This window comes from Facklamia sp. P13064 (assembly GCF_050409425.1).
Lineage (GTDB): Bacteria > Bacillota > Bacilli > Lactobacillales > Aerococcaceae > Facklamia.
Genome location: NZ_JBNUPM010000028.1, coordinates 1 through 11,385, shown reverse-complemented (window position 1 = coordinate 11,385; position 11,385 = coordinate 1). Strand labels below are relative to the sequence as shown.

At 36.4% G+C, this 11,385-nt stretch carries 12 protein-coding genes; 1 reads left to right on the top strand and 11 read right to left on the bottom strand.

Annotated features, from left to right (window positions below; all coding sequences use genetic code 11):
- Positions 1 to 65: 65 nt before the first annotated feature.
- The 11 genes from ACQV2S_RS08385 to ACQV2S_RS08335 form a co-directional block, all read right to left on the bottom strand.
- Positions 66 to 875: a hypothetical protein gene (locus ACQV2S_RS08385; protein ID WP_428874118.1), complete on the bottom strand. Its 810-nt coding sequence runs from the start codon at positions 873 to 875 to the stop codon at positions 66 to 68.
- Positions 876 to 879: 4 nt separating this feature from the next.
- A complete protein-coding gene (locus tag ACQV2S_RS08380; protein WP_428874117.1) occupies positions 880 to 1,347 on the bottom strand; it encodes a GNAT family N-acetyltransferase in 468 nt (155 codons plus the stop codon).
- A 111-nt stretch (positions 1,348 to 1,458) separates the two neighbouring features.
- Positions 1,459 to 2,799: a type I glutamate--ammonia ligase gene (gene glnA, locus ACQV2S_RS08375; RefSeq protein ID WP_428874116.1), complete on the bottom strand. Its 1,341-nt coding sequence runs from the start codon at positions 2,797 to 2,799 to the stop codon at positions 1,459 to 1,461.
- A 449-nt stretch (positions 2,800 to 3,248) separates the two neighbouring features.
- Positions 3,249 to 3,623, bottom strand: a complete 375-nt coding sequence (locus ACQV2S_RS08370; RefSeq protein ID WP_428874115.1) for a hypothetical protein — start codon at positions 3,621 to 3,623, stop codon at positions 3,249 to 3,251.
- Between the two features lie 215 nt (positions 3,624 to 3,838).
- On the bottom strand, positions 3,839 to 4,162 hold the full coding sequence (locus ACQV2S_RS08365; protein WP_428885374.1) for a hypothetical protein: 324 nt from the start codon (positions 4,160 to 4,162) through the stop codon (positions 3,839 to 3,841).
- 188 nt (positions 4,163 to 4,350) lie between these two features.
- Positions 4,351 to 4,617 (bottom strand): hypothetical protein, encoded by a 267-nt coding sequence (locus tag ACQV2S_RS08360; RefSeq protein WP_428885373.1) that lies wholly within the window; start codon positions 4,615 to 4,617, stop codon positions 4,351 to 4,353.
- Between the two features lie 5 nt (positions 4,618 to 4,622).
- Complete coding sequence (locus ACQV2S_RS08355) at positions 4,623 to 4,865, bottom strand: transporter substrate-binding domain-containing protein (protein ID WP_428885378.1); 243 nt, start codon at positions 4,863 to 4,865, stop codon at positions 4,623 to 4,625.
- 492 nt (positions 4,866 to 5,357) lie between these two features.
- Entirely contained in the window at positions 5,358 to 7,172 is a 1,815-nt protein-coding gene (locus ACQV2S_RS08350; RefSeq protein ID WP_428875264.1) for an ABC transporter ATP-binding protein, read from the bottom strand.
- Positions 7,172 to 8,992, bottom strand: coding sequence for an ABC transporter ATP-binding protein (locus ACQV2S_RS08345; protein WP_428885376.1), 1,821 nt, complete (start codon positions 8,990 to 8,992; stop codon positions 7,172 to 7,174). Before ACQV2S_RS08345 ends, ACQV2S_RS08350 begins: the two co-directional genes overlap by 1 nt.
- Positions 8,993 to 9,068: 76 nt before the next feature.
- Complete coding sequence (locus tag ACQV2S_RS08340; RefSeq protein WP_428885372.1) at positions 9,069 to 9,797, bottom strand: sensor histidine kinase; 729 nt, start codon at positions 9,795 to 9,797, stop codon at positions 9,069 to 9,071.
- On the bottom strand, positions 9,790 to 10,518 hold the full coding sequence (locus tag ACQV2S_RS08335; RefSeq protein ID WP_428885370.1) for a LytR/AlgR family response regulator transcription factor: 729 nt from the start codon (positions 10,516 to 10,518) through the stop codon (positions 9,790 to 9,792). Before ACQV2S_RS08335 ends, ACQV2S_RS08340 begins: the two co-directional genes overlap by 8 nt.
- Positions 10,519 to 10,696: 178 nt before the next feature.
- On the opposite strand from ACQV2S_RS08335, the gene ACQV2S_RS08330 reads away from it, so the two are divergent.
- Positions 10,697 to 11,293 (top strand): hypothetical protein, encoded by a 597-nt coding sequence (locus tag ACQV2S_RS08330; protein WP_428876443.1) that lies wholly within the window; start codon positions 10,697 to 10,699, stop codon positions 11,291 to 11,293.
- The last annotated feature ends 92 nt before the right edge of the window (positions 11,294 to 11,385 follow it).

Genomic DNA, 11,385 nt, shown 5'->3' with positions numbered 1-11,385 from the left:
TCTCGGGTCTTATTTTAAAGGTTATAGCAAAAATGGACTTATGATACAGCCCCATAAAAATCTATTTATTCAAAAAGCTTTTGCTCTTTAATTGCATCCTCAAGCGATATGTTTTTTAATTGTTCTAATAAATCACTAAGCGTCTCCTGCGACTCACTGATCTTAGTCAAATCACTTTTTTTAATTTGGTCAGCAAATTCTAATTGATCTACGAATTCCTGATACATATCTTGAATTTTATCACGATTGGCCTCATAAGTTTGCTGGTCTTCAGGCAATGAAGCAAGATTATCAAAATGTTTTTGATACAAACTTTCCATTTGTTTATCCAAGTCTAATGTTTGCTGGTAATAGGCATAATTTTTCCAATGAGTTAATAATTCCTCTTGACTATATTCTTTAGCTTTTACTTTCTCAGGCTCTGTTAAAGAATAATCCGAAACAAACTTGGCAACTTCTTCTGTTAATTGCAATTGTCCCAACTCAAAATCTTGTTCGATTTTAGCCAATCGCTCTTGGTAGTTTCTCAAATAAACTAGGTAAGTTTGATCCACTATACTGTTTAGCTGATTTAAAGCAACCGACATATAACCGGTAAAATTCTCAACTTCCGGGTCTTCTTTCAGCAGGTCCTGATAGACTTCCGTTAAACGGAACTTTCTGTATTTTTCTTTAAAGGCTTCAATTTCATCACTTACTTCCATCTTAGCTTCAAGATAAGCCTGTGGTAAAAATTCAATAATTGCTTGATCATCTTTTTTTGATACATACTCGCTAGTTACTTCCACTGTTGTTTGGTCATCCTCAGCATCAATAGGATTGACTAGTGGCAATAGCACAACGGTTGCAATTAAACTTAATATCATTTTTTTCATTTTTTCATTCCTTCTCTCCATTATGAAGTTTCTTATTTAACAGTAAATCAATGTGTTCAATATTATCCTCAAGATAAACTGAACTAGTTGGTTGAAAGCCTAAGCCCTTGTAAAAATCGATCAAATAAGTTTGACCGGATAGCTTGATCGAAGGATAATTTTTTTGATTAAATAGAAATTCAATAGCTTTAGTCATTATTTGATAAGATAAGCCTTGATTCCGTTGATCTTCTTTCACCAAAACACGACCAATTGATGCTTCTTCAAAACTCACCCCAGGAGCTAATAATCGACAATAGGCAAATATTTCCCCATTTTCTTCAAGGAATAAATGATCAGCCTCTATATCTAAATAATCAATGTCTAAATAGGGACACTTTTGCTCAACCACAAATACTTGGCACCGTAATTGCAATATTTGATAAAGTTCGTAAGTGCTCAAGTCATTAAATTGTTTTATTTTCCATGTCATTTAAGCCCTCCTATTTTAATGGATGCGCTCTTATTAATTACTTATTGATTTTAACAATAAAATAAGAACTAAGCAATAAAGAATGCTAAGTCCTTATTTTCTCTACCTCTATTAATAGGTCTCAAAATATCGATCCAGTTCCCATTGGGAAACATTTTTTAAATAATCCTCATATTCCAATGTTTTTTCTCGAATAAAGTTACTGGCGATATGTTCACCTAAACTTTCCATTATTTCTGGACTGGTCTTCAGTGCATTCACAGCCTCTTTTAAACTAGCTGGGAGCTGATAGATCCCTTTAAGCATACGTTTTTCTTGATCCATTTCATAAATATTTTCACGTACTTCTGCTGGAGGAGTAATTTTCTCCTCAATCCCTTTTAGTCCAGCTGTTAATAGTGAAGCTAAGGCTAAATAAGGATTAGCTGAAGGATCTACACTTCTAACTTCGATACGAGTAGAATTACCACGCGCAGCTGGAATGCGAATTAATGGTGAACGGTTTTGACCAGACCAGGCAATATAAACAGGCGCTTCATAGCCACTGACTAAGCGCTTGTATGAATTAACAGTTGGATTCACAATAGCTGTGTAAGCTGATGCATACTTCATTAAACCACCAATGAAATAATAAGCTGTTTGCGAAAGCCCCTCTTTACCTTCCGGGTCATAAAAAGCATTACCATCTTCTGTAAACAAAGACAGATTAAAGTGCATACCTGAACCTGCCAAACCATAAACCGGTTTTGGCATAAAGGATGCGTGCATATTATGACGATGGGCTACTGAGCGAACAATTAATTTGAAAATTTGAATGTTATCACAAGCTGTTAAAGCATCTGAATATTTCCAATCAATTTCGTGTTGGCCAGGTCCGCATTCATGGTGACTGGCTTCAATCTCAAACCCTAAGTCTTCTAACTCTAAAACAATATCACGACGAGTATTTTCTGCTGAATCAATCGGAGCTAAGTCAAAATAGCCTCCCTTATCATTTAATTCCATGGTGGGATTCCCATTCTCATCATTTTTAAAAAGATAAAATTCTGGTTCTGGCCCCAAGTTGAATGAAGTAAAACCTAGTTTTTGCATTTTAGTAAGCACTCTTTTCAGGTTAGTTCTCGGATCACCTGAGAAGGGCTGACGATGGGCTGTTTCCACATCACAAATTAAAGAAGCAACATTACCGCTTCCTTCTTTCCAATTATAAACTAACCAAGAATCATAATCCGGTACCAAATACATATCACTTTCTTCTATCCGAACAAAACCATCAATGGAGGAACCATCAAAAGTCATATTATTATCAAGAGCTTTTTCGATTTGTGAGACTGGAATTTCTACGTTTTTAATTTTCCCCATAATATCGGTAAACATTAAACGAATGAATTGAACCTTTTGTTCCTTAATATCCTGTAAGATCGCTGCGCGTGTCCATTTGTTTTGTGACATAATTGCCTCCTAAGCTAAGAATAAGCTCATTATAGTCCTCTATTTGGGACTTGTTTCACTTTAATCTAAAGTTTCTTAAGTTGAATTTCCGAACGTTCAGAAATATAAATCCACTTATTTTTCTCCTTTCTATAAGGGGGACTTAAAATAAATGGAGTTATTACTCAAAACTTCTAAAGTATTTGGACTCGGGATAAGAAAAGACATCTTGGAGCTGTCAGAAGTTTGACACTTAGAAATCGCTTATTTTTAATGATCTTTTTAACTTCATACTTAGAGTTACTTTTATCAGCATTATGCTTAATAGGATTGAAACACAGCTCAAGATAATGATTCAATTAGCCTGTTTTTTCGCCTATAAATCATCGATCAGCTGCATAATTGATGCCATTAGATTCTCATTATCTATAAATGGAATAGCAAAATAGTTCCTAAATTACAGGATGATTTTATTTCTTTTTCTCCAGCTTAAAATTTTCAATTAAAAATACGGAGGAAAAATAGAGAATCGGTAGTATAAAATAACTAATTATTTTAAAAGTATTGTCTGAAATATATGATAAAAAAAGAAAACTAATTAGAAGAACAACTTGAAGAAGACCTAACCAGGGTTTACCTGAAATCTCTATATAATCACCCGATTTGACCTCTAGGGGATTGCTTCTCATCCCTAATTGCTTAACAACTATAGTTGAACCTTCTACTACCTCAAGAGTGATTGTCTCATTCGTATGTATTTTCCCAATTGACTTGCCATCCTGATAGACAGTTAGGGGCATTAATCCCCCCATAAAATAAGCATTTCTTGTAATCTTTACCTGCATATTATTCCTCCTCTATTTCGTTTAATTATATCACAAGCTAAAGTAAGTCTTAAAAAGGCGAAAGTATCTTTCATCAAAGATTCATCACAGCATCTCATCAAAGAATGAGAGCATCATCAAAGGAATCATCTTCTCAACTACAGCTCACCCTTCTTCCTTGCGATGAGCCACCATGTCCTTCCTTTTACGGTAGAGTCCGTCTGTCTTCAAAGTTATTAATACATTTGGTGGTAGGATAGGGCCTGTTCAATCGCTTTTAAAGCATGACGATTCATTTCAACAAAACGAGTAGCTTCTTGATAATGATAGGAAGTCCCTTCGTCTCGCAAGGCTTTAAAAGGAGTTAAAAAAGTATTTTCTGCTATCTCTTCTAAAGTCCCACAGCAGCCCGCACTTATAACTTCTTCCACCCCATAAGCAATTAAAAGTTCTAAAATAGCCGTTTCTGCTGCCGCAGCAACAAAGGCTTGGACCAGACATACTGGGATCATTCCAAAAGAGGGGACAGACCTCTGGTTTTTGCTTGGGGCTTGCTTCACAATGACTAATCTTTCCTCTTACATTATTTATAAGGTGACAGAACACCTTTTTTACTATACGCTTGATTCATTGGGTCTGCAATAGTTTTGTGGAGTTGGTCTAAGGGTTGCATATTTAAATCTTCCTAAACAATATTATTTTCAAGAAGGTACACGTCTTAATATACTAGTTAGATACAATTAAAAACTCAGCCTATAATTAGACTGAGTCGCAATTGATTATAACACCTTATCCAAGAACTTTTGGTTCTGGCTTCGGCAGGATGTTTAAAAATTAGATTGGTATCGGCATCTTCAATTACATAGCCTTCTTCCTCGAAGATCACTCGGTCTGACACTTCGCGGGCAAAGCCTATCTCGTGGGTTACCACCATGGTCATCCCATCATTTGCTAAATTTGGCATAACTTCCAAAATATCGCCCACCATCTTCGAATCTTCTTTCACTGTAAACATCGAGCCTACTTCAAAATAAAGGTCTGAGAAATCAAAGGTCTCTTTTCTTTCATAGTTATACCCATAGCAGCAATCATCCCATCTGCTTGATTACTTTCTAAGGCTTGCAGGCCAGAAGAAGGCATAATTTTATAATCAATCTTGAAGCCGGCTTCTTCAGCTATGGCTTCGAGAATTTCAATGTCAATTCCTTTAAGATTACCTTCATCATCGGTAAATTCAAAAGGTGCATAATCAGAAGCAGTTATAATAGAATAGGTTTCTTGGTTGGATGGCTATTTATTTTGAGCATTAACCGTAAATCCACTTATTATTACACTCATTAATAGTGTGGCTAAAACCGGCCACTTTTTTATCAGTGGTTGAACAATTTTTTCACATTATCACTTCTTATCCTATAATTACATAGTGAATCTTAATCAGCATCAAAAGTTTTACGTTATTATATTATAATACTAAAATGATGATATTGCTTAAAACTCTCTTTATATTAAAAATTTAAGCGACTAGATATTAAAAATAAATTTACCTTTAACAGGCCAATAAAAATCAACTTCGCTCTGAGCAATGAACGATTTTCAGCTAATAGTGCTTCCTATCCTGTTTGGATGGGTGCAGGGCCTAAACTTTTCAACGCATTTTCCTTCCATCATTCTGAACAAGAGTTACTTAAGGCAACTATTTAAAACGAAAACTATACAACTACAGACATCTCAAAAACAAGAGATGTCTGTGACTGTTTACTGATAATACTGTGCTTGTGCTTGCCACAACTCCTTGTATTTACCTTCTTGGTGAACCAAGTTTTCATGACTACCTCTTTGAACAATTCGTCCTCGATCAAAAACGAGAACTTCATCACAAAAGCGGCAAGAAGACAAACGGTGGGATATATAGAAGGCTGTTTTATCCCTTACAATTTGGGAAAAATTTTGGTAAATTTCAAATTCAGCCACCGGATCTAAGGCTGCCGTCGGCTCGTCTAGAATAAAAACTGGCGCATCTTTATATATGGCACGGGCCATGGCAATTTTTTGAGCCTGCCCACCAGAAACATGGACCCCCTCAGGATCATACTCCGTGCCTAAATATGTTTCAATTCCTCTATCAAGCGTTTCTACAAAATCGTTCAGACCTAGTTCTCTAAGCGCATTATTTACTTGATGGCGATCATAATCTGGTCGAACTGCAATATTTTCTGCCATAGAAAGTCCTAACAACCGGAAATCTTGAAAAACCACGGAGAATAATTGGTAAAATTCTTTTAAAGCGTATTTATCGGCATCAATTTTATTCAATAGAACTTTTCCTTGAGTAGGTTCATAAAGTCGCATCAACACTTTTATGAATGTCGTCTTACCGGATCCATTCTCTCCAACAATCGCATAGTGTTTGCCCACTTCAAACGTTTCAGTAATACCCTGTAAGGTTGCTTGATCAGCACCTGGGAAAGTGAAAGAAAGGTTCTTTACAGTCAATTGGTAATCATTATCCAGTCTTTTTTCAATCGGAAGAGAACCTTTGGCTTCTTCATCAGGTAAATCCATTAATTCATAGTACCTTTGCATGGGAGCTGTTTGGGCAAAAATGTTTAAAAACGCCATGGCTTCAATCAAAGACACCATCAATTGGTTGATCCCTCCAATCATTTGAACAACCAAGCCTACCGATAAATTCCCAGAAATAACACGTACCCCAATTAATAAATAAATGGCTCCGGTGACAAGTTGTGAACCCACATTGTTGATTAAGCGAACTTTACCAAAGCCTCCATAGTACACTCTCTCAAACACCTTATATTCATCCAAATACCTTTGCGTATGCTGTTTAATTTTATCTTGTAAATGATACAGTCTCACTTCTTTCCCAGCTTCTACTTCACTCAGGTTATGAGCCAAATAATTAAAGGCATTATTCGTCTTAAGTAACCAACCGGATAACTCGTCTACTCCTTGCATGGTTTTTTGAGACCAAATTGTCTGAAGCGTGATGACTACTATAATAAGAACAATGAGTATACCATTTAAACTATAAGGATGAAACCAATTGAAAGGATACCCTTTATCCAATTGCCACAAAGGCGTTAAAAGAATAAGGGCAAAAACAATTTGAACGAGAGCTTCCACTAATAAGTAAGTGTTATGATAAATAACTTTGAAACTGGAAGCATTTTGAATTTGATCACGGTTTATTTGGTGGATTTTTTCCTTAATCGTCGCCTCATCCGCATAGTGGAAATTCATGACCAGTAATTTTTCGTTAGGTAAAGCCGTTATTTTACGCAGTATGGCTTGATGTTTTTTGTCGACCATTGGTTTTAACCAATGGACCAGCGTATTTAAAATTAAAAAGAGCACGAGGTATTGAGCAATTAGCTGATAGACGTGGTCGAAATCTTTGGCTGCTAAATGAGTTAGGATTTGAGCAATGTAGATGAAATTTAAGAAAGGAATGGCACTAGAAAAAATACTGATTACTAACTTATAAAGAAGCCCTTGCTTACCGTACTGCCAGATATCTTTAAATGTTCTTAGAAATAATTGACGCTTGGTCATTAGATTAGTCCTCCTTGCTCACTAAGTTCTTCACTCTCAGGCTCTGTGATCTTCTCCCGATAATAATAAGCTTGCGTTTCAAACATATGATAATAAGCGCCCTTTTCTTGCATTAAGTCTTTGTGACTTCCCTCTTCTGCTACTTGCCCCTTATGTAAATATATAATTCGCTCACAAAAATGGGTCGAGGCTAGACGGTGGGATATAAACAGGGCGATCTTCCCTTTCGAAAAGGCTAAATAATTCTGATAGACTTCACTCTCACTAATCGGGTCAAGAGCCGCTGTCGGTTCATCAAGCACTAATATTGGAGCCTTTTTGTATAAAGCTTGCGCTAACTTTAATTTTTGTAATTGCCCACCGGATAACTGCATGCCTTCACTATTTACTTCACGAACAATGGCAGTTTGATCGCCCTGAGGCAAACTGGCCACCACTTTAGCCATACCACTTTGATTGAGCACTTGGTGGTAACGAAGCGCATCTTCCTCATATCCTTGAAGAATAGTGTCTTTGATCGTAAACGTAAAAAGGTAATTATCTTGAAAAACAGGCGCAAACAGGCGGTAATAATCTTCAATAGCAAATTTACTTCGATCAATGCCATTGATTAATACTTCACCATGATCGGGTTTTAAAAGTCCTAGCATTAATTTAATTAAAGTGGTTTTGCCTGCTCCATTTTCACCCACGATAGCTAGCTTTTCATTAGCATGAATCTTTAAATTGAAGTTGTTAATAATCGGTCGGTTCGCATTCGGATAAGTGTAGGTCACATTACGAAACTCGATTGTTTTAATTTCTTGTGGTATTGCTTCGTGCGGCTGGTGGTTCAAGACGGGTCTCTGGTTAAAATAATAATACAGAGCCATTAACTTTTCATTTTGTAAGAAAAAGGTGGCGCTCGCATTAATAAAGTTGGTTAAACTGCTTGCCATCATGGTTACCAAGCTCGCATAAATCAAAAAGTTTGACGGCTCCATTTGGCCTGCTCGAATCTCTTGCACACTTTGATGATATGCAAGGCCCATCATGATCACTAGCATGCCCATTACATAGAGCCCTTCAATCCGTTTCCATTTATTCTCAGGGCGCACAATCCTTTCATAGTCTGCCCAAAGTTGATCGAAAATGTCCTTAAACCAAGCGCTCATGGAATAGAGTCGAACATCTTTAGCCACTCGCTGATCTCCCATCGTATGATTCAAATAGCTAAACTTCGTATTATTCTTGACATGAAGGGGACGATTAGCCTTTAATAATTTATTTTGGAAATGCTTGATTACCAATAAGCCACTGATCATCACGACCAGTAACAAGAGAAAGATACTAGACAGTTGAGCTAAAACATTGATGTAGATTAAAACGGATAGCAAGGCAATCATCACTTCAGCAGAGTTCGCAATGATACCACCCAATGCTTCCTCACTATGGTCTAAACACCGTGACGCATTATCAAAGAGTTTAGCGGCATCTGACCCGACTAACAGAGGATAATCCAATCTTGCTCTTTCTGCAAAAACATCATTAAACATATGTATGTGAAATGATACTCTATGCTTTTCTATGGTAGTCAATACAAATGTTTTTAAAGCTTCCAAAACAATTAATCCACCGATGACTCCTAACACTTGCTTTGAAAAGGATAAGAGGTCACTTTCTTTCATTAATATAGAAATAAGATGGACCGATACAAATAGTTGATAAAGGGGGGTCATAATTCTTAATACAATATCGAGGAAATAATAAAAGAAAAAACATTGATCAAATTGCCACAAACGAGTGACTAAAAATTTTAAAGTATGGGTGCGGTCTCTCATTGCAATCACCTCTCCTTTTCTTGACAATATTATAGAAGGAAAATGCACCTTCAAAACAGAAAGTGCATCAATGGTTCTAATTTTGACATGAGTGGTCATTTTGCAAAGGTAAGGTAACTTCTGTCGCAAAAACCCCTTCTTCCCACTGTCTATTAACAATGCCTTGATTTTTATTGACTGCCGCATCAATCCGTTTTAACCCGAAGCCTTGACGGTTGGGCGCTTTTAAAGATAAGAAGTTCTGTCTGGGTCTTTGAGCCATGGAGTTTTGAACGCTGATATAAAAAGTGTTTTTTAAGGGGGCAATGTATAAACGGATAAAGGCCGGCTGCTTATCCTTTGCATGAATGGTTGCTTCAAGTGCGTTGTTTAATAAATTCCCTAAAATAACGGCTAAATCCGTCGAATGAATACTTAGATTTTTAGGGGCGATTGCGTTGGCATGAACGTCGACTCCCTTTGCTTGAGCCCGAGTCAACTTGGTATTAACCAAGGCATCAATTAAGGTGTTTCCGGTCCGAATAATCGTATCCACTTGATTCATTTCATTCGTTAGTTCTTGCAGATACTGATCCAAGGCTTGATAGTCTTGACTGGTTAAATAGGCTTGAATGACTTGAAGATGATTGCGGTAATCATGCCGGATACCCCGCATCTGCCGGTAGATTGACTCGACTTCCAGTGCATAGTCATCCAATTCCTTTTGCTGAATTTGATGAAAACGCAAATCCAATCTTAAACGGTAGATATACCACAGACTCAGCAATAAAACAAAAAGCACTAAGCTTACTAACGCTTTAACCATAAAAGGCACTTCCTTTATAATGTTCGATAAAAGCCTTTTGAATTGTCTTAACTGAGCGACGCGAGAGAGGAACCTTTGCACCAGAAGAAAGAATGACTTCTTCTTTCCCAATACTCTCAACATGATTCAAATTAATTAAATAAGAACGATGTGGTGCTACAAACCGTTGGTCTAAGTCCTCTTTAAAACGAGCTAAGGCCCCTGTTATAAAAAGCTCTTGGTCTAATAAAACTAACCGCAACTCACGTTTATTAACCTCAACCAGGATCAAATCATCAAGTTCCAAGACATATCGCTTTCCTATCAGGTCTTCAACAACCAGAAAACGTTCAGATTTCGGTTGAATCAGCAGATATTTAGAAAGTGCCCGCTCTATTGCTGTTGTATTAATCGGCTTTAACAAAAAATCTAGCGCATCTACTTGGTAGCCTTCCACAGCATATTCCGCATAAGCCGTAGCAAAAATAATCTTTAAATAAGGGGCCTTTTCTTTTAATTGATGGGCTAATTCCATGCCATTGATTTCAGCCATTTCAATATCGAGAAAAGCGATTTGCCATTCTTGATGGTCTTCTAAATGAAATAAAAAAGCCTCGGCGGATTCATAACAAGTAATAATCGGCTTGATATGGAGTGTTTGACACGCTGCTTCAATCATTCGTGTCATGTTTTTTCGTTGAATCGCTTCATCCTCTGCTAGGACTATCTGAACAATACGCATAACTACCCTCCGTCGTCAATTTTCTCTTATTATAGCAAATAATTGAAAAAAGATTAAAAACGATTACACATTTAAAAATTAAACAGTAATTGTTTTGATTGAAGCATATCATTCTTATTTTATTAAATATTATGGTTTACTAACTATGTACGTTACTTTGGCAAAAGAAAGGAATAGTATGTTAAAAGACTTACCAAGACTTTATCAAATTATCTATTATATCAGCTCCATGTCCCTATCAATTATTTTGTTCACGTTAAAAATACTCTATAGTAACTTTGATCAATACAAGCTCAATCATTTTCATGTTATATTGATTGTCCTCGTGGTCCTCTTCGTTTTAGGTCTTTTAAGTAGATGGCTCTATGCCCATTTGAAAAAGCAATACGCCCGTAAAGCCTATATTCAGCAAGACCAATATCATATAGAAGACTTTACCAAAGATAAAATCACCGATATCAATGGTCAACCCGTCTCTTTTTTGATTTCCAATGTGACGACGGTCTATATGATTCAGTCATTCACATGGCCTTCTGTATTAGCCTACCTATTTATTCATTTAACTTTATTTACAATGATGATTAAGGGGGAAAGTTTACAACCCAACCCCTTCTTATTACTTTATGGATTGAATATCTACAAAACTAAAAACAATGACTTTCTGTACGATTTTAATCAATCCTTTGCGCATAATGAAATTATGAAGCTATCAAATAATCCTGATTGCCGCTCCTATTTAGTTGGGTCGATTGACTTGAATGCTAAGAAAAAATAGTCTCTCCTATAAAAAAAGTTAGACACTTTAGTCTAACTTCAGACTGTAGACAAAGTCCTCTAAATCACCAACCTATGGTGATTTAGAGGGCT

Excerpts from the sequence above, each read along its gene's own strand:
- ACQV2S_RS08360 (WP_428885373.1), bottom strand. The coding sequence starts at position 4,617 with ATGTTTACAGTGAAAGAAGATTCGAAGATGGTGGGCGATATTTTGGAA.
- ACQV2S_RS08330 (WP_428876443.1), top strand. The coding sequence starts at position 10,697 with ATGTTAAAAGACTTACCAAGACTTTATCAAATTATCTATTATATCAGC.
- ACQV2S_RS08370 (WP_428874115.1), bottom strand. The coding sequence starts at position 3,623 with ATGCAGGTAAAGATTACAAGAAATGCTTATTTTATGGGGGGATTAATG.
- ACQV2S_RS08335 (WP_428885370.1), bottom strand. The coding sequence starts at position 10,518 with ATGCGTATTGTTCAGATAGTCCTAGCAGAGGATGAAGCGATTCAACGA.
- glnA (WP_428874116.1), bottom strand. The coding sequence starts at position 2,799 with ATGTCACAAAACAAATGGACACGCGCAGCGATCTTACAGGATATTAAG.
- ACQV2S_RS08385 (WP_428874118.1), bottom strand. The coding sequence starts at position 875 with ATGAAAAAAATGATATTAAGTTTAATTGCAACCGTTGTGCTATTGCCA.
- ACQV2S_RS08380 (WP_428874117.1), bottom strand. The coding sequence starts at position 1,347 with ATGACATGGAAAATAAAACAATTTAATGACTTGAGCACTTACGAACTT.
- ACQV2S_RS08340 (WP_428885372.1), bottom strand. The coding sequence starts at position 9,797 with ATGGTTAAAGCGTTAGTAAGCTTAGTGCTTTTTGTTTTATTGCTGAGT.
- ACQV2S_RS08345 (WP_428885376.1), bottom strand. The coding sequence starts at position 8,992 with ATGAGAGACCGCACCCATACTTTAAAATTTTTAGTCACTCGTTTGTGG.
- ACQV2S_RS08350 (WP_428875264.1), bottom strand. The coding sequence starts at position 7,172 with ATGACCAAGCGTCAATTATTTCTAAGAACATTTAAAGATATCTGGCAG.